This window comes from Bradyrhizobium sp. SPXBL-04, from assembly GCF_051853035.1.
GTDB lineage: Bacteria > Pseudomonadota > Alphaproteobacteria > Rhizobiales > Xanthobacteraceae > Bradyrhizobium > Bradyrhizobium zhanjiangense.
Genome location: NZ_CP182472.1, coordinates 2,835,382 through 2,853,197, shown reverse-complemented (window position 1 = coordinate 2,853,197; position 17,816 = coordinate 2,835,382). Strand labels below are relative to the sequence as shown.

Here is a 17,816-nt window from a genome sequence, read left to right as displayed (position 1 = left end):
CGGGGAATCCAGTACGCTCGCACAACATTGTCGGCGACCGGCCGCAGCGCGACGAGCCTAAAGCGAAATGGGATTAGGACGAGTCGTCGTCGCGCTTGAGGTTATTGTTTGAGCATGATCTTTTCGGAAAACCGCTGCACACTTTTCCGGATCATGCTCTAATGCTCGTTCGAGCTCGCGGTGCCCTGCTGCGCCTTGTGGATCGAGGACGGCACCACGCCGAAATATTTCCGGAACACGCGGCTGAAATGCGATGAGCTGGAGAAGCCCCAGGAGAACGCGACGTCGGTGATGGTCTTGCCGGCGTGGGCCTCGAGCTCCTGGCGGCAGTTCTGCAGGCGCGCCTGCCAGATGTAGTCGCTCACCGTCGTGCCGCGCTCCGAGAACAGCATGTGCAGATAGCGTTTGGAGCAGCCGAGCTCGGTCGAGATCTGATCGATGCACAGATCCGGATCGCGCAGATGCTCGCGGATGAAGAACTGCGCGCGCACATACATCGCTTCCGGTCCGACACGGTCGAACATCGTGTCGGCCTCGCGCAGCGGCAGCAGCAAGAGGTCGATCAGCGAATCGGCCACGCCGACCGCGCTGTTCGCCGACAGCTTCGCCGCCTCGTCGAAGGTGGCGTGGACGAAATCATGGGCGATCCGCCCCGTCCCGGTCTTCGCCGACAACTTGCACGCCGGCATCCGCTGCGAGGGAAAGCCGCGGTCGCGCAGCAGCGCCTTCGGCACGATCACCACGTCGTGGCGGGTGAAGGCGGGGCTGATGATCGAATGCGGGCAGGAGACGTCATAGGCGATGATGTCGCCAGGGTTGAGTTCGATGTGGCGGCCCTCTTGTTCGAAATAGGACACGCCGTAGGTCTGGAAGTGAATCTTGATGTACGGATGTTCGTTGGCCTTGGCGCGCGCCATCGTGTGCGCGATGCGGTGCTGGCTGACCTCGATCTGGCAGAGCTTCAGGCGCGAAACGGTGGTGTAGTCGATGCGACCTTCGAGCGAGGAGGCCTCCAGCGGATCGACGTCGAAATAGCCGCACAGGCTCGTCAGCCCATCGATCCAGCTCTGGATCTGCCGCTTCGGCGTCAGCCCGGTCGTCGAGAGCGTGTGAATTGTGTCGGACATTGATCCAGCCACTGGTTTGATCCGGAGATTCGACGCGAATCGCGACCAGCGCTGCTGGAGCCCTCAGCCGTGATTGCGTGACGTTTACCTCAAACTTAGGCGATCTTTTGGAACTTGCGCCTCCGTTCCATTGCCACCTTTGAAACTTAATCCTCCGCCTTAGTTGCAGCGCCGTCAAGGGGAACATAGGCGCGGACCGCCGCGCAAGCCGGCGCGGAAACCGCTGAATTCGCTACTGCAAAATCAAAATCTTCGCGCCCGTGCGCTGTCGAGCAAACCGGCTTCTCTCTTGGGCAAGTTTCCCGTTGACGAAGTCGTTAGGGATTGCGGCAGGAACAACAAGAACGGGCCGCTCCTGCACACACGGACCCGTGGCTCTCATCAGGAGGAGGAAACAGCACAGCATCGTTTCTGGTCTCGATCGTGACCGCCCTGCACGAGCAGACGCCGGACGAGAAGCCCGGTGATTAAGCAATGCTTCGGAAACAATAAACGACCAACGGAGGAATTAACTATGCGCAAGGTGCTACTGGCGACCTATCTTGGCTCCGCGGCGGCTCTCGCCGTCGGCAGCGCCTCAGCCAATGACGAGCTGATCAAGATGTCGCAGAACCCGAAAGACTGGGTAATGCCGGCGGGCGATTACGCCAATACCCGCTATTCCAAGCTGAACCAGATCAATGCACAGAACGTCGGCAAGCTCCAGGTCGCCTGGACCTTCTCGACCGGCGTGCTGCGTGGTCACGAAGGCGGCCCGCTCATCATCGGCAACGTGATGTACGTCCACACGCCGTTCCCGAACAAGGTCTACGCTCTTGACCTTTCCAACGAGAACAAGATCATCTGGAAGTACGAGCCGAAGCAGGATCCGAACGTCATCCCGGTGATGTGCTGCGACACGGTCAACCGCGGCCTGTCTTACGGCGACGGCAAGATCATCCTGCATCAGGCCGACACCAACCTCGTCGCGCTCGACGCCAAGACCGGCCAGGTGGCCTGGTCGGCGACCAACGGCAATCCTGCGAAGGGCGAGACCGGTACGTCGGCCGCGCTGGTCGTCAAGGACAAGGTCCTGGTCGGCATCTCCGGCGGTGAATTCGGCGTGCAGTGCCACGTCACCGCTTACGATCTCAAGAGCGGCAAGCAGGTCTGGCGCGCCTATTCCGAAGGTCCGGATGATCAGATCAAGCTCGATCCGGCCAAGACGACGTCGCTCGGCAAGCCGGTCGGACCTGACTCCAGCTTGAAGACCTGGCAGGGCGATCAGTGGAAGATCGGCGGCGGCTGCACCTGGGGCTGGATCTCCTACGATCCCGCTCTGAACATGGTCTATTACGGGTCGGGCAATCCCTCGACCTGGAATCCGAAGCAACGTCCCGGTGATAACAAATGGTCGATGACCATTTTCGCGCGCGACGCGGACACCGGCATGGCCAAGTGGGTCTACCAGATGACGCCCCATGACGAGTGGGACTATGACGGCGTCAACGAGATGATCCTCACGGATCAGCAGATCAATGGGCAGCCTCGCAAGCTCCTGACCCATTTCGACCGCAACGGTCTCGCCTACACCCTGGACCGTGAGAACGGCGAACTGCTGGTTGCCGAAAAGTACGATCCGAAGGTGAACTGGACCTCCGGCGTCGACATGAACAAGAGCTCTCCGACCTATGGCCGCCCGAAGGTGCTCGACGCAGCTTCGACCGACAAGGCGGGAGAGGACGTCAACGTGAAGGGCATCTGCCCGGCCGCGCTCGGCACCAAGGACGAGCAGCCGGCAGCCTACTCGCCGGACACGCAGCTGTTCTACGTTCCGACCAACCACGTCTGCATGGACTACGAACCGTTCAAGGTGAGCTACACCGCGGGCCAGCCCTATGTGGGTGCGACGCTCTCGATGTATCCGCCGCAGGGTGAAAGCCACATGGGCAACTTCATCGCCTGGGACGGCAAGACCGGCAAGATCGTCTGGTCGAACAAGGAGCAGTTCTCGGTCTGGTCGGGTGCGCTCGCAACCGCCGGCGGCGTGGTGTTCTACGGCACGCTCGAAGGCTACCTGAAGGCAGTCGATGCCAAGTCTGGCAAGGAGCTCTACAAGTTCAAGACTCCCTCCGGCATCATCGGCAACGTCACCACCTATGAGAACAATGGCAAGCAGTACGTTGCCGTGCTCTCCGGCGTGGGTGGCTGGGCCGGCATCGGTCTGGCAGCAGGTCTGACCGATCCGACCGCCGGTCTCGGCGCCGTCGGTGGCTACGCGGCCCTCAGCAACTACACGGCGCTCGGCGGTACGCTGACCGTGTTCTCGCTGCCGAACTAGGCCCCGCTCAGCATCGCTCCGGCGCGTGGATCAACTCCACGCGCCGGCTCGTCTCCACCGAACGCCTTCGAGGAAAATCTCTTGCGTAAAATCTGCTCTGCCATTGCTGTGATAATCTTCGTTGCGTCCGGAGGAGTTGCGGTCGCGGACAGTCCGGGAGACCCGACCGCGGTGAAGAAGGAAGACGACGGGAAGTGGCTCGATAAGGAAGGAAACCCGACCTACAAGATTTCGGCCGACGGCACCGTGGACTGGTTCACCTATTCCGGATACCGCCGCTATCACTCAGACTGCCATGTGTGCCATGGCCCCGACGGCATGGGATCGACCTACGCACCGGCGCTGAAGGATTCCGTCAAATCGATGAGCTATGGCGACTTTATCGGCGTGATCGCCTCCGGTCGCAAGAACATCTCGACCGCGCAGGAGAACGTCATGCCGGCCTTCGGCGACAACCCGAACGTCGCCTGCTACATGGACGATCTCTACGTCTATCTGCGCGCCCGCTCCACCGACGCGTGGGGCCGGCAGCGTCCCTCCAAGAAGGAGGAGAAGACAGAAGCCTACACCAAGGCGGAAGACGCCTGCATGGGCAAGAAATGAACGTTGCCAGGATCGCCGCGACGACGTCCTGGCGTCCTACGAAGATTTGAGGAGTTTACGATGAAGACACGTGCAGCCGTTGCTTTCGAAGCCAAGAAGCCGCTCGAGATCGTCGAGGTCGACCTGGAAGGACCGAAGGCCGGCGAAGTCCTGGTCGAGATCAAGGCCACGGGCATCTGCCATACCGACGCCTATACGCTCGACGGTTTCGACAGCGAAGGAATCTTCCCGTCGATCCTGGGCCATGAGGGCGCCGGCATCATCCGCGAGATCGGTCCCGGCGTGACCTCGGTGAAACCGGGCGACCACGTCATTCCGCTCTACACGCCGGAATGCCGGCAGTGCAAAAGCTGCCTCAGCCAGAAGACCAACCTCTGCACCGCGATCCGCGCGACGCAGGGCAAAGGCGTGATGCCCGACGGCACCAGCCGCTTCTCCTACAAGGGCAAGCCGATCTACCATTACATGGGCTGCTCGACCTTCTCGAACTTCACCGTGCTGCCGGAGATCGCTGTCGCCAAGATCCGCGAGGACGCGCCGTTCGACAAGAGCTGCTACATCGGCTGCGGCGTGACCACCGGCGTCGGCGCCGTCGTCAACACTGCGAAGGTCGAGCCGGGCTCCAACGTTGTCGTGTTCGGCCTCGGCGGTATCGGCCTCAACGTGATCCAGGGCGCCAAGATGGCCGGCGCCGACAAGATCGTCGGTGTCGACATCAACGATTCCAAGGAAGATTGGGGCCGCCGCTTCGGCATGACCCACTTCGTCAACCCGAAGAAGGTCACCGGCGACGTCGTCCAGCACCTCGTCGGCCTCACCGACGGTGGCGCCGATTACACCTTCGACTGCACCGGCAACACCACGGTGATGCGCCAGGCACTGGAAGCCTGCCATCGCGGCTGGGGCACCTCGATCATCATCGGCGTCGCCGAAGCCGGCAAGGAAATCGCCACACGGCCGTTCCAGCTCGTTACGGGACGCAATTGGCGCGGCACGGCATTCGGCGGCGCGCGCGGCCGCACCGACGTGCCAAAGATCGTCGACTGGTACATGAACGGAAAGATCCAGATCGATCCGATGATCACCCACACGCTCAAGCTCGAAGAGATCAACAAAGGTTTTGACCTCATGCACGAGGGCAAATCCATCCGTTCCGTCGTCGTGTTCTAGGTCACAGCCATCACACCCAGGAGGATCGACCCATGACTGTTGCACTCCATCCATCGATCGACAATGGCATCAAACAAGGCAGCGGCAACTTCGCCGGCGGCACGCTGGTCTGCAAATGCAAGGACCATCCGGTGAAGGTCGGCATCAAGGGCGACGTCGCGCACAACCACGCCTGCGGCTGCACCAAGTGCTGGAAGCCGCCGGGCGCGACCTTCTCGGTCGTCGCCGTGGTGCCGCGCCAGAACGTCACCGTGCTCGAGAACGGCGACAAGCTCCAGATCGTCGATCCCTCCGCGGTGATCCAGCGCTATGCCTGCAAGGCCTGCGGCACGCACATGTACGGCCGCATCGAGAACAAGGGCCATCCGTTCTACGGGCTCGACTTCATCCATCCCGAGTTGTTCCAGGAGCAGGGCTCGCAGGCGCCGCAATTCGCTGCCTTCGTCTCCTCTGTGATCGAATCGGGCGTGAAGCCGGAGCAAATGGCGGGCATCCGTGCGCGACTGAAGGAGATCGGGCTGGAGCCCTATGACTGCCTGTCGCCGGCGCTGATGGACGCGATCGCGACCCACGTGGCGAAATCCAAGGCCGCCTAAGAAGGCCGCCCGAGCGAGGGCCGCCGAGCCCTCTCAAGCCCTATCGGTTCGCTGGTGCCGACCAGCGCCAGCGAACCGGATCGGTCCCATACGGGACCATCGCGGCGATGCCGCGCTTCTGCACCACGCGTATGTGAGGGCCATCAGCTCCTCAGTCCTGGTCTCTGAATGACTGCGCAGGGCCGCAGGCTTCTTGCTTGAAGTTCGCGGTGCTTGCGTTCTCCCTCCCTCGACTGAGGCATCCTGCTTCGTCCGTGCAGTCTTTCCTGGCGGACGAAGCTTTTTTTGGTTGCGCCCGTCTCATAAGTAGCGCGGCATCAAGCCGCGCCCTGCTTTTGACAAACCATCGATGCAATCTCTCCGGGTGAGAACACTCGGCTGTGAACGCCGGTCCGACGCGATCTCTGCTACGGTCGCGCCGTCACGATGCCGCGCGAAATGCAAACAATTAAGAACAAAACGGGAGGTATCGAGCACATCCGGACATTGCGATTTGTATTCCTGCCGCCCGCCGGGATCTGCCCGCGCAGGATAATGCGGCCGGAATGCGGCGACACGACGCAACCGGCATCCGCCCGGTCGGCGTCGTTAGTTTTGAATTGAACAGGCTTATGAAGAGCGAGGGACGATCATGATCAAGGTGAAGATCAACGGCCAGGAACAGAGCTGGGACGGCGACCCGGATCTCCCGCTACTCTGGTTCCTGCGTGACGAGGCCGGACTGACCGGCACCAAATTCGGCTGCGGCCAGGCCCTGTGCGGCGCCTGCACCGTCATCGTCGACAAGCAGGCCGTCCGCGCTTGCATCACGTCCGTGAACGACGTTGCCGGACGCGAGGTCACGACGATCGAGGGACTGCACCCCACCGGCGATCACCCGGTGCAGAAGGCCTGGCGCGAGCTCAACGTGCCTCAATGCGGCTTCTGCCAAGCCGGCCAGATCATGCAGGGCGCAGCACTCTTGATGGATAACCCAAAGCCCTCGCACGACCAGATCCGCGAGGCGATGTCCGGCAACATCTGCCGCTGCGGCTGCTACCAGCGCATCGAGAACGCCGTCCATCTCGCATCGACTGGAGTGTGACATGAATTTCATCGACAATCCCCGCAAGCTTCGCGGCTTCGAAAAGCACATCAGGGTCGAGAAAGTCTCGCGCCGGAGCATCCTGAAGGGGCTCGGCGTCACCGGCGGCTTCGTGCTTGCAGCACCCGTGATGTCGCGCCAGGCATTCGCCTATGAAACAGGCGCGGGAAAGATGCCGCACGGCGTCGTGGTCGATCCGCGGGTGTTCGTTTCCGTCGCGCCGGATGGCATCGTCACCATCGTTGGACACCGTTCGGAAATGGGCACCGGCGTGCGCACCAGCCTGCCGCTGATCGTGGCCGAGGAGATGGAGGCCGACTGGTCCAGAGTCAAGGTGCAGCAGGCCCATGGCGACGAGGTCAAGTTTGGCAACCAGGACACCGACGGCTCGCGCAGCACGCGGCACTATCTGATGCCGATGCGCCAGATCGGCGCCTCCGCCCGCACCATGCTCGAGCAGGCCGCGGCCAAGCGCTGGGGCGTGCCGGCGACCGAGGTCAAGGCCGTCAATCACGAGATCGTCCACAGCGCCAGCGGACGCAAGCTCGGCTTCGGCGAGCTCGCCGCCGATGCCGCCAAGGAATCGGTGCCTGCTATCGAAGGCCTCAAGCTGAAGAACCCCAAGGACTTCCGCTATCTCACCAAGGGCCAGATCGGCATCGTCGATCTCCACGACATCACCACCGGCAAGGCGCGCTACGGCGCCGACGTGCGACTGCCCGGCATGAAATATGCCGTGATCGCCCGTCCGCCGGTGACCGGCGGCAAGCTGGTCAAGTTCGAACCGGACGACGCACTGAAGATTCCTGGCGTCGAGAAGGTGATGCAGGTGCGCGGCTGGCCATGGCCGTCGAAATTCCAGCCGCTCGGTGGCGTCGCCGTCATCGCGCGCAACACCGGTGCGGCGATCAAGGGCCGCGACGCGCTCAAGCTCGTGTGGGACGACGGCCCCAACGGCAAGTACGACTCCGTCGCCTACCGCAAGGAGCTCGAGGAGGCCTCGCGCAAGCCCGGCCTCGTCCTGCGTCAGGAGGGCGATGCGGACGCCGCCTTGAAGAGCGCCGACAAGGTCATTGTCGGCGAGTACTACATCCCCCATCTCGCCCATGTCAGCATGGAGCCGCCGGTGGCGGTCGCCGACGTCAAGGGCGACAAGGCGGAGATTTGGGCGCCGGTGCAGAGCCCCGGCGGCACCCGCGAGGACGTCGCCAAGACGCTCGGCATTCCTGAAGGCAACGTCACCGTCAACGTCACACTGCTCGGCGGCGGGTTCGGACGCAAATCGAAATGCGACTTCGCGCTCGAAGCGGCGCTGCTCTCCAAGGAGCTCGGCGCGCCGGTCAAGGTGCAGTGGACGCGCGAGGACGACATCCATAACGGCTTCCTGCACACCGTCTCGGTCGAACGGATCGAGGCGGGCCTCGACAAGAGCGGCAAGGTGATCGCCTGGCGCCACCGCAGCGTGGCGCCCAGCATCGCCTCGACGTTTGCCGCCGGCACCGTGCACCAGGCGCCGTTCGAGATCGGCATGGGACTCGTCGACATGCCGTTCGAGATCGCCAACATCTCCTGCGAAAATCCGGAGGCGGCCGCACATACCCGCATCGGCTGGTTCCGGTCGGTCTCGAACATCCCGCGTGCCTTCGCGGTGCAATCGATGGTCGGTGAGATCGCGCAGGCGACCGGCCGCGACCAGAAGGAGACCCTGCTCGCGCTGATCGGCAGCCCGCGGATCGTCAAGCCCGCAGTGAAGGATCTGTGGAACTATGGCGAGCCCCAGGACAGCTACCCGATCGACACCGCGCGCCTGCGCAAGCTGGTCGAGCTGGTCGCCGAGAAGGGCGAATGGGGCCGTCAGGTCCCGAAGGGCCACGGCCTCGGCATCGCCGTGCACCGCAGCTTCGTCAGCTACATCGCGACCATCGTCGAGGTCGCGGTCGACGATAAGGGCAAGCTGACCGTGCCAAGGGTCGACACGGCGATCGACTGCGGCACCTTTGTCAACCCCGAGCGCATTGCCTCGCAGATCGAGGGCGCGGCGATCATGGGGCTCAGCATCGCCAAATATGGCGAGATCACCTTCAAGGACGGCAAGGTGCAGCAGAAGAATTTTGACGACTTCCAGGTCGTCAGGATCGATGAATCTCCTGTGGTGACCAACGTCTACATCGTGCCGCCCGGACCTGACACGCCGCCGAGCGGCGTCGGCGAGCCCGGCGTTCCGCCGTTCGCGCCGGCGCTGATCAATGCGATCTTCGCGGCGACGGGAAAGCGTATTCGCTCGCTTCCGATCGGCAAGCAATTGGAAGCGTGAGCCGGAACACAAGCGGCCTCGGGCCGTTTGCATCGATCTGACAGGAGCGGATCGATGACCAACATCTCAAAGGCGCTCGCAGTCTCGCTGTCGGGCGCCTTTCTTTTGACGACCGCCGGTGCGTTCGCCCAGAGCAACACCGCCCCGCCAACCACGGCGACGCGCCCCACCGCGCCGGACCAGAACTCCCTGCCCAACGCAAACGCCCCGCCCGCTTCGACCAGCCAGACCACCGGGCAACGCAACCCTGATCCGAAGGTTCGGGAGATGAACCAGAAGCAAAAGGATAAGGTCGAGCGCCAGGGCAAGTAGCGCTCCGAGTTTGGTGCACTGATGTTGCCACGCCGTCATGGCCGGGCTGGTCCCGCCATCCACGAACTTTGTCTCAACACGAAGAACGTGGATGCCCGGGACAAGCCCGGGCATGACGAGATCACGCAGCAAGGGCGTCATCACTTTAGCAAAAATGCGGCGGACGTTGCCGTCCGCCGCATTCGCCACCCCCCCGGCTGCTCCGCTTCTTCGATCCGCCCGCGGAGCTATTTCTTCAGCGCGAACACCCAGATGACGCCGCCCTGCGGGACGTTGGCTTCGATGCCAATGTTGTTGGTCGCAAGTGCATCCTGGATGCGCTGTGCGTCCACACCCCATCCCGACTGGATCGCGATGTACTGCGTGCCGTCGATCTCATAGGACACCGGCATGCCCATGATGCCGGAGTTGGTCTTCTGCTCCCACAACAATTCGCCGGTCTTGGCGTTGAAGGCGCGGAAGTTGCGGTCGTTTGTGCCGCCGACGAAGACGAGATCGCCTGCGGTCGCCGTCACCGATCCGAACAGCTGCGACTTCGGGAAGTTGTGCTGCCAGACCTTCTTGCCCGTCGCGGGATCCCAGGCCTGCAGCTCGCCGAAATGATCCGCGCCGGGCTTCGCCTTGAGGCCGATATCTTCCGGCTTGGTGCCGAGCCAGAGTTCGCCGGGCTTCAGCGCGACTTTCTCGCCGGTGAACCCACCGCAGAAATTCTCGTTGGCGGGCACGTAGACGAGGCCGGTCCTCTGGCTGTAGGCCGCCGACGGCCAATCCTTGCCGCCCCAGAGCGAGGGACAGAACTCCACGCGCTTGCCGATCACCGGCTTGTGCGCGGGATCGACGATCGGCTTGCCGCTCTCCGGTTCGATGCCCTTCCAGACGTCCGTGGAGACGAACGGCCAGCCGGCGACATAGTTGATCTTGGTCGGCGTGCGCTCGAGCACCCAGAAGATGGCGTCGCGTCCCGGATGGACGAGACTCTTGATGTTGCGGCCGTCACGCTGCAGGTCGATCAGCATCGGCGCATCGACCTCATCCCAGTCCCAGGAATCGTTCTGGTGGTACTGATGATGGGTCTTGATCTTGCCGGTGTTGGGATCGAGCGCGAGCACCGAGGAGGTGTAGAGATTGTCGCCGGGATGGGTTTCGCCGGGCCATGGCGCGGCGTTGCCGACACCCCAGTAGATCGTCTTGGTCTCCTTGTCGTAATTGCCGGTCATCCAGGCCGAGCCGCCGCCGTTCTTCCAGTCCTCGCCGTGCCAGGTGTCGTGACCGGGCTCGCCTTCACCGGGGATGGTGAAGGTCCGCCACAGCTCCTTGCCGTCCTTGGCATCATAGGCGGCGACGTAGCCGCGCACGCCGAATTCGCCGCCGGAGCCGCCGACAATGACCTTGCCGTCGACGATCAGCGGCATCAGGGTCATGTACTGGCCCTTCTTGTAGTCCTGCACCTTGGTGTCCCACACCACCTTGCCGGTCTTGGCGTCGAGCGCGACGACGTGGTCGTCGGTGGTGGCGAGATAGAGCTTGTCCTCCCACAGGCCGACGCCGCGGCTGGTCGGATGCAGCTGGAACAGATCGTCGGGGAGCTGCCGCTTGTAGCGCCAGTATTCGTCGCCGGTCTTCGCGTTCAGCGCGATCACCTGCCCCATCGGGGTCGCCACGAACATTACGCCGTTGTTGACGATCGGCGGCGCCTCGTGGCCTTCGACGACGCCCGTAGCGAAGGTCCAAGCCGGCGTGAGGTTTTTCACGTTCGAGGCGTTGATCTGGTCGAGCGGACTGTAGCCTTGCCCGTCATACGTGCGTCGGTAGAGCATCCAGTTGCCGGGTTCCGGATTTTCCAGCCGTTGCGTGGTGACCGGAGAATAATTCTCGATCGGGCCTGATATGGCGGCAGTCGAGGCAAGACACGTGAAGGCGACGAAGCCGGACAGTAACCATTGCTTCCTGGACATGGACGTTCCCCTTTTCATCCGTTTGAATTCTTGTTGTGAATTCTTGTCGTTCGTCCCGTCCGCCCATCGGCGGATGCGGCCTCTCGTGACGCGGGCACGGCCCGCACCGTCCGTCATCCTGGCTGCGCGCCACCTACCTTTCCGATGAAATTGCCGGCGACGCTGAGCGAACCGTCAGCGAGTGCCAGCGGCAGCGCCGCAAGCCGTCGCGGCGCCGGCCCGAACACGACCTGCGCGCCCGCGCGGGGATCGTATTCGGAATTGTGGCACATGCACTTGAACACCTCCTTGTCGCCGACATCGCTCTTCACCCAGGCGGTGACGGGACAGCCCGCGTGCGAGCAGATCGCCGAATATGCGATGATGCCGTCGACGGCGCGCGCGCGGGTCTTCTCGTCGAGCTCGGCGGGATCGAGCTTGATGATCAGGATCTCGTTGAGACGCGAGGCGCTGCGCACCACAGACGTGTTGGGATCCTTCGGCCAGGCATGGACCGGCGGTCCGCCGGCCGGCACATCGGCCGCAGTGATGAGTTTCCCCTCCTTGTCGCCTTCGGAGAAGACCAGCACGTCACCCTTTTGCGGCCGTTCGTCGGAGCCGGGCGGATCTTCACCCGCGCGCGCCGGCGGCGAACAGCCGAGGCAAGCGGTGCTCGCAAGCGCGCCGAGCAGCAGCGTTCGCCGCGTCTGCTCGATGCCCGCGTCGACTTCGGGGTCCGTGGAATTCTCGGGGGATGCAGAATTGGTAGTGAACGATGAGCGTGACATGCACGCTAGCAGGCGCTGGAACTCTGCCGAAAACAAGGCGAAGAGTTGGCGCCGCAGTGCATCAATATGGCTTTGCTCGCTTTGATTGAGCGAGAGTGAACGCATTCAAGCGCGTTTTCGCAATTTCAACGTCATGCCGCGCGATTGGCATGATGATTTTGCAGATCAGGCCGATGCTGTTGGAATTGGTGCACCGCGATCTCAGTCGCAACGCAAAAGCGAAGCAAAGGAGCTGCGTATTTTGCAGGCAGGCCGCTCGTCGTCAGGACCGGAGCACATGACGCGGAGACGCGATACGGCCCGCGACTGTCGCCGACGCCATTTCGAAACTGTCGGCGATGCGCCGTGCCTTGTCGATGAAGAGCGCGGCCGCCGCCGGCGGGCAGACCTCGCGCGCAGTCTGCTCGAACAGGTCGAGCCAGCGATCGAAATGATCACCAACCAGGCTCAGCGGCAGATGCGCCCGCATCGGAGAGCCATGATAGCGGCCACTCATCAGGACGACCGACGACCAAAAATCCTTGAGCTCGGCGAGATGCTCATCCCAGTTCTGGACGATCGCAAAGACCGGACCGAGCCGTGCGTCCTCGCGCACGCGTCCGTAGAAGCGGGTGACGAGTTCCCCGATCATTTCCTCGGTGATCCCGGTGCGCTCGATCGCATCCTGGGTCAGCAGGTTCCGCCGCGCCGCCGCCGCCTCGCGTTCGGCTTTCAGTCGATCCGACATGTCCTTCGTTATCCGTTCCGATGTTCCCGCGAGCCGCCCCATTCGACATTGTCGGGCCAATTGCGCGCGGCTTCTTTGTCGCAGCGCAAATTGCGGGATCTGGCGGCGGACGCTGAGTGCCGCCGCCAGATGCCTTCATCAGGCGCTATAGATGTAGAAGCCCTGCCCGGTCTTGCGGCCGAGATGGCCGGCATCGACCATTTCCTTGAGCAAGGGGGCCGGGCGGTATTTGGGGTCGTTGAAGCCTTTGTAAAAGACCTCCATCACCGAAAGCATGGTGTCGAGGCCGACGAGATCGGCCAGCGCCAGGGGCCCGATCGGATGGTTGCAGCCGAGCTTCATGCCGGCGTCGATCTCTTCCGCTGTCGCAATGCCTTCCTGGAGCGCGAAGATCGCTTCGTTGATCATCGGACAGAGGATGCGGTTGACGGCGAAGCCCGGGCTGTTCTTGGCCGTGATCGCCACCTTGCCGACGCGCTCGGCGAAATCCAGCGCCTTGGCGTGGGTGTCGTTGGAGGTCTGCAGGCCGCGGATGAGTTCGAGCAGCGCCATCACCGGCACGGGGTTGAAGAAGTGCATGCCGATGAACCGGTCGGGACGATCGGTCGCCGCGGCGAGCTTGGTGATCGAGATCGAGGAGGTGTTGGTCGCGACCAGCGTGCGCGGCGACAGCGTCGCGCAAAGATCCTTCAGGATCTTGACTTTGAGCTCCTCGTTCTCGGTCGCCGCCTCGATGACGAGGTCGCAATCCGACAGCTTCGACCGGTCGGTTGTGCCGGTGATGCGCTTGAGCGTCGCCTCACGATCGGCAGCCGACATCTTGTCCTTCTTGACCAGCCGATCGAGGCTGCCGCCGACGGTCGAAAGTCCGCGGTTCACTGCAGCATCGGAAATATCGACCATCACGACCGAAAGCCCCGCCGCCGCGCAGACCTGCGCGATGCCGTTCCCCATGGTCCCTGCCCCGATGATGCCAACGGTTTGGATCATTGCGTCACATCCTTCATTCTTGGGGGCTAGGACGGCCCAGCCCCGTTGTTCCTGCACCAGGGTCTAGCACCCCCAGCGGGCGGGTGCGACCTGATCGTGCCCCTTCCATAAAGCATCCGAGGCGGGAATAAAGCGCCAAGCGCTGAACGGCGGCGACCGACCGTCAAATCGAGATTGGGCTAGACCCAGCACAATCCCGATTGACAGCCGCGCGTTATTTCCATAATCGTTGAAATATGGAAACGAACCATGCCGTCGCGGCGCTCGCCGCGCTTGCACAGGACAACCGTCTCGAGGTCTTCCGCCTGCTGGTGCAGGTCGGCCCCAACGGCATGACTGCCGGCGCGGTCGCCGAAACGCTGGATCTCGCCCCCAACACGCTGACCTTCCATTTCGACCGGCTGCGGACGGCCGGACTCGTGACCGTCCGGCGCGAGGGACGCTCGATGATCTATGCGGCGCGGTTCGAGACCATGAACGCGCTCGTCGGTTTCCTGACCGAGAACTGCTGCGGCGGCGTGTCGTGCGCTCCGGCCTCGCCTTCGAAACCCGCGCGAAAGCGCAGCAAAGTGCCAGCCTGAAAGGACCGACCATGAAGCGCCTGCACGTTCACGTGTCCGTCGAGGATCTCTCCCACTCGATCGGGTTCTACTCGGCCTTGTTCGCCAGCGAGCCCTCGGTCGTGAAATCCGACTATGCCAAATGGATGCTGGAAGACCCTCGCGTGAATTTTGCGATCTCGACGCGTGGCCGCGCGGCCGGCCTTGACCATCTCGGCATCCAGGTCGAGACCGGCGAGGAACTCCAGGAAGTCTACGCGCGACTGCGCCAGGCCGGCGGCAACGTGGTCGAGCAAGGGCAGACCACCTGCTGCTATGCCAAGTCGGAAAAATCCTGGATAGACGATCCGGCCGGCATCGCCTGGGAAACCTTCTACACCACGGGCGAGAGCACCGATTACGGCGACGGCAGCGGCGAGAACCGGGCGCGGGTCGCTCACGCAAAGCAGGAGCAGCAATCGGCCTGCTGCGCGCCGCAGGCAGCACCCACGCCGTCGCAGGCGTGCTGCTGAGCACGAGGACTCCACCATGGATGCGATCATCTATCACAATCCCGATTGCGGCACCTCGCGCAACACGCTGGCGATGATCCGGAACGCCGGCATCGAGCCGCACGTGATCGAATATCTAAAGACGCCGCCATCGCGGGCGCTGTTGCAGCAGCTCATCGCGCGCATGGGAATTTCGGTGCGCGACGCCGTTCGCGAGAAGGCGGCGCCCTATGCGGAGCTCGGGCTCGACAACGCGACACTGACCGACGATCAGCTGCTCGACGCCATGATGGCGCATCCAATCCTGATCAACAGGCCGATCGTGGTGACGCCAAACGGCGTCAGGCTCTGCCGTCCCTCCGAACGGGTGCTCGATCTGCTGCCGGCGCAACAGGGCGAATTCGTCAAGGAAGACGGCGAGCGCGTCTGGCTCGATAGCGGCGCCTGATGCCGGGCCTGGGACAGCGTGCCTTCGCCGAATCGCTTGGGACGGCGTTCCTGCTCGCCGCCGTCGTCGGCTCGGGGATCATGGCGCAAAAGCTCGCCGGCGGAAACGTCGCGCTGGCACTGCTGTGCAATACGATTGCCACGGGCGCAATCCTCGTCGTGCTGATCCTGTTGCTCGCTCCGATCTCGGGAGCGCATTTCAATCCAGCGGTGACGCTGGCCCTGGCTTTGCGCGGCGAAACGTCATGGACGGACGCCGCGATCTATCTTGTCGCTCAGTTAGCCGGTGGCATCGCCGGGGTTGAGATCGCACATCTGATGTTCGAGCTTCCAATCCTCCAGCGTTCGCTCACGGAACGCGCCGGCGCCGGACAATGGCTGGCCGAGGCCGTGGCGACCTTTGGCCTGCTGTCGACGATCCTTGGCGTCCGGTATCGGACACCCGCCGCGGTTCCTTACGCCGTCGGCCTCTATATTACTTCGGCTTATTGGTTCACGTCATCCACGTCGTTCGCCAATCCTGCGGTCACCATCGCCCGCGCGCTGTCTGATACGTTCGCGGGTATCGCCCCGCGGGACGTGCCAGGCTTCATCGCCGCTCAATTCGTCGGGGCAGTTCTTGCCGTTGTGCTGGCGCGCTGGCTTTGGAGCCGAGCCTCTGTAAAGGCGAACGCCGCCCAGATCGCGTCGGGAAAGCCTGCATAACGCAGCACTTGACGGTTATTTTCCGCTAAATCGCCTGTCCAAATCGTCTCGCCCGAGTATTCTTTCGATGTCAAAAAGACTCGCAGAGACCAACCCGTGATGCGATTGCGCGACATCGACGATCCCGAGGCATCCTGCCCGACGCGGAAGCGCCCGGCCGGATGAACGATTTCGCACGATCCACCGGTGCCGCCTTCACGCTGATCGGCGAAGCCGACGCCGAACTGCTCGGCATCGTCGCCTTGTCGGTGCGGGTCAGCCTGACCGCGAGCATCGTCGCGCTGCTGATCGGTGCACCATTCGGGGCCCTGCTTGCGATCACGCGCTTCCGCGGACGGCAAATCATCATCATCCTGACCAATGCCTTGCTCGGCCTGCCGCCGGTCGTGGTCGGGCTCGCGCTCTACCTCCTGCTGTCGCGGTCCGGTCCGCTCGGGGCGGGAGGACTATTGTTCACACCGACGGCCATGGTGATCGCGCAGACGCTGCTCGCGACGCCGATCGTGGTGGCGCTGGTGCACCGTCCGGCCAGCCTGCTGTGGGCGGAGTATGGCGATCTGGCGCGGATCGACGGACTGTCCACCCTGCGCAGCATGGCACTGCTGTTCGCGCTGGGACGGACCTCGCTGTTGACGGCCTTTCTCGCGGCTTTCGGCCGCGCCATCGCGGAAGTCGGCGCCATCATCATCGTCGGCGGCAACATCCGCGGCTTTACGCGCACGATGACAACCGCGATCGCGCTGGAGACCAGCAAGGGCGACCTGCCGCTGGCGCTGGGGCTCGGGCTGATCCTGCTCGCGCTCAGCGTCGCGGTGTCGACCATTGCGTTCCTGCTAGTGGGACGCGTTGGGGAAAAATAGCTGCTCGCCGCCCACCTTGTAGCCTGCGATCGCATCCTGCCCCTTCGATGAGATGAGCCAGTCGATGAAAGCCTGTCCGTCCTTCGCCTTGACGTTCGGATGCTTTGCCGGATTCACCAGCATGACGCCATACTGGTTGAACAGCCGCTTGTCGCCCTCGGTCAGGATGGCAAGTTCGCCCCTGTTCTTGAACGAGAGCCAGGTGCCGCGGTCCGACAGAAGATAGGCATTCGACGACGAGGCCATATTCAGCGCCGGTCCCATGCCCTGGCCGATCTCCCGATACCAGCCGTCCTTGCCCGCTGCGATATCGACACCCGCTTCCTTCCACAATCGCAGCTCGGCCGCGTGGGTGCCGGATTTGTCGCCGCGCGAGATGAACGGCGCTTTCGCAGCCGCAATCTTGCGCAGCGCATCAGTGACCTCCTTGCCGCCGGCGATTTTCGCGGGATCGCTCTTGGGACCGACGATGACGAAGTCGTTGTACATGACGTCGAAGCGCTTGACGCCCTGGCCTTCGGACATGAACTTGTCCTCGGCAGCCCTATCATGAACGAACACCACGTCGGCATCGCCGCGCCGCCCGATGTCAAGCGCCTGGCCGGTGCCGACGGCAACGACCTTCACCTCGATGCCCTCGGTCTTCGAGAACAGCGGCAGCAGATAACCGAAGAGCCCCGACTGTTCCGTCGACGTCGTCGAGGCCACGGTGATGGTGCGATCCTGCGCGAACGCGAGGGTGGACCAGAGCAGAAGCGCTCCGATGGCAGCAATCCTTCTCATACGTC

18 protein-coding genes are annotated in these 17,816 nt (G+C 63.2%); 12 read left to right on the top strand and 6 right to left on the bottom strand.

Annotated elements, in window-relative coordinates; translation table 11 throughout:
- Nucleotides 1-158 precede the first annotated feature (158 nt).
- The gene (locus ACNJX8_RS13245; RefSeq protein ID WP_091896399.1) at nt 159-1,127 is read right to left on the bottom strand and encodes a helix-turn-helix domain-containing protein; all 969 of its coding nucleotides are present in this window, start codon (nt 1,125-1,127) and stop codon (nt 159-161) included.
- A 514-nt stretch (nt 1,128-1,641) separates the two neighbouring features.
- On the opposite strand from ACNJX8_RS13245, the gene xoxF5 reads away from it, so the two are divergent.
- The 7 genes from xoxF5 to ACNJX8_RS13210 all read left to right on the top strand — a co-directional run bounded on the left by xoxF5 (nt 1,642) and on the right by ACNJX8_RS13210 (nt 9,526).
- Nucleotides 1,642-3,447: a lanthanide-dependent methanol dehydrogenase XoxF5 gene (gene xoxF5, locus ACNJX8_RS13240; protein WP_128932457.1), complete on the top strand. Its 1,806-nt coding sequence runs from the start codon at nt 1,642-1,644 to the stop codon at nt 3,445-3,447.
- Between the two features lie 111 nt (nt 3,448-3,558).
- Nucleotides 3,559-4,050 carry a c-type cytochrome, methanol metabolism-related gene (locus ACNJX8_RS13235; protein ID WP_439361906.1) on the top strand — a complete coding sequence of 164 codons (492 nt, stop codon included), beginning with the start codon at nt 3,559-3,561 and terminating at the stop codon, nt 4,048-4,050.
- A gap of 60 nt (nt 4,051-4,110) precedes the next feature.
- Entirely contained in the window at nt 4,111-5,220 is a 1,110-nt protein-coding gene (locus ACNJX8_RS13230) for an S-(hydroxymethyl)glutathione dehydrogenase/class III alcohol dehydrogenase (RefSeq protein ID WP_128945313.1), read from the top strand.
- A gap of 32 nt (nt 5,221-5,252) precedes the next feature.
- Nucleotides 5,253-5,816 (top strand): S-(hydroxymethyl)glutathione synthase, encoded by a 564-nt coding sequence (gfa, locus tag ACNJX8_RS13225; protein WP_128939299.1) that lies wholly within the window; start codon nt 5,253-5,255, stop codon nt 5,814-5,816.
- Between the two features lie 631 nt (nt 5,817-6,447).
- Nucleotides 6,448-6,900: a (2Fe-2S)-binding protein gene (locus ACNJX8_RS13220; RefSeq protein WP_091896387.1), complete on the top strand. Its 453-nt coding sequence runs from the start codon at nt 6,448-6,450 to the stop codon at nt 6,898-6,900.
- Nucleotide 6,901: 1 nt separating this feature from the next.
- On the top strand, nt 6,902-9,214 hold the full coding sequence (locus ACNJX8_RS13215; RefSeq protein ID WP_439360943.1) for a molybdopterin cofactor-binding domain-containing protein: 2,313 nt from the start codon (nt 6,902-6,904) through the stop codon (nt 9,212-9,214).
- Nucleotides 9,215-9,268: 54 nt separating this feature from the next.
- Entirely contained in the window at nt 9,269-9,526 is a 258-nt protein-coding gene (locus ACNJX8_RS13210; RefSeq protein WP_439360942.1) for a hypothetical protein, read from the top strand.
- Between the two features lie 227 nt (nt 9,527-9,753).
- Here ACNJX8_RS13210 and ACNJX8_RS13205 read toward each other — a convergent pair whose 3' ends face one another.
- The 4 genes from ACNJX8_RS13205 to ACNJX8_RS13190 all read right to left on the bottom strand — a co-directional run bounded on the left by ACNJX8_RS13205 (nt 9,754) and on the right by ACNJX8_RS13190 (nt 13,965).
- Complete coding sequence (locus tag ACNJX8_RS13205; RefSeq protein ID WP_128939301.1) at nt 9,754-11,481, bottom strand: methanol/ethanol family PQQ-dependent dehydrogenase; 1,728 nt, start codon at nt 11,479-11,481, stop codon at nt 9,754-9,756.
- A 113-nt stretch (nt 11,482-11,594) separates the two neighbouring features.
- Nucleotides 11,595-12,248: a ubiquinol-cytochrome c reductase iron-sulfur subunit gene (locus tag ACNJX8_RS13200; protein ID WP_439360941.1), complete on the bottom strand. Its 654-nt coding sequence runs from the start codon at nt 12,246-12,248 to the stop codon at nt 11,595-11,597.
- A 262-nt stretch (nt 12,249-12,510) separates the two neighbouring features.
- Nucleotides 12,511-12,975: a group III truncated hemoglobin gene (locus ACNJX8_RS13195; protein ID WP_439360940.1), complete on the bottom strand. Its 465-nt coding sequence runs from the start codon at nt 12,973-12,975 to the stop codon at nt 12,511-12,513.
- Between the two features lie 138 nt (nt 12,976-13,113).
- Complete coding sequence (locus ACNJX8_RS13190) at nt 13,114-13,965, bottom strand: 3-hydroxybutyryl-CoA dehydrogenase (RefSeq protein ID WP_439360939.1); 852 nt, start codon at nt 13,963-13,965, stop codon at nt 13,114-13,116.
- Between the two features lie 236 nt (nt 13,966-14,201).
- Here ACNJX8_RS13190 and ACNJX8_RS13185 point away from each other — a divergent pair, with 236 nt between their 5' ends.
- From ACNJX8_RS13185 to ACNJX8_RS13165, 5 genes are all read left to right on the top strand, one after another.
- Nucleotides 14,202-14,546: an ArsR/SmtB family transcription factor gene (locus ACNJX8_RS13185; protein ID WP_439360938.1), complete on the top strand. Its 345-nt coding sequence runs from the start codon at nt 14,202-14,204 to the stop codon at nt 14,544-14,546.
- Between the two features lie 11 nt (nt 14,547-14,557).
- A complete protein-coding gene (locus ACNJX8_RS13180) occupies nt 14,558-15,037 on the top strand; it encodes an ArsI/CadI family heavy metal resistance metalloenzyme (RefSeq protein WP_128932446.1) in 480 nt (159 codons plus the stop codon).
- A gap of 16 nt (nt 15,038-15,053) precedes the next feature.
- On the top strand, nt 15,054-15,464 hold the full coding sequence (gene arsC, locus ACNJX8_RS13175) for an arsenate reductase (glutaredoxin) (RefSeq protein WP_439360937.1): 411 nt from the start codon (nt 15,054-15,056) through the stop codon (nt 15,462-15,464).
- On the top strand, nt 15,464-16,168 hold the full coding sequence (locus tag ACNJX8_RS13170) for an aquaporin (protein WP_439360936.1): 705 nt from the start codon (nt 15,464-15,466) through the stop codon (nt 16,166-16,168). Before arsC ends, ACNJX8_RS13170 begins: the two co-directional genes overlap by 1 nt.
- Nucleotides 16,169-16,329: 161 nt before the next feature.
- Nucleotides 16,330-17,028 (top strand): ABC transporter permease, encoded by a 699-nt coding sequence (locus ACNJX8_RS13165; protein WP_439360935.1) that lies wholly within the window; start codon nt 16,330-16,332, stop codon nt 17,026-17,028.
- On the opposite strand, the gene ACNJX8_RS13160 is transcribed toward ACNJX8_RS13165, so the two are convergent.
- Nucleotides 17,002-17,811: an extracellular solute-binding protein gene (locus ACNJX8_RS13160; protein WP_439360934.1), complete on the bottom strand. Its 810-nt coding sequence runs from the start codon at nt 17,809-17,811 to the stop codon at nt 17,002-17,004. The two genes, ACNJX8_RS13165 and ACNJX8_RS13160, sit on opposite strands and share 27 nt — an antisense overlap.
- Between the last annotated feature and the right edge of the window lie 5 nt (nt 17,812-17,816).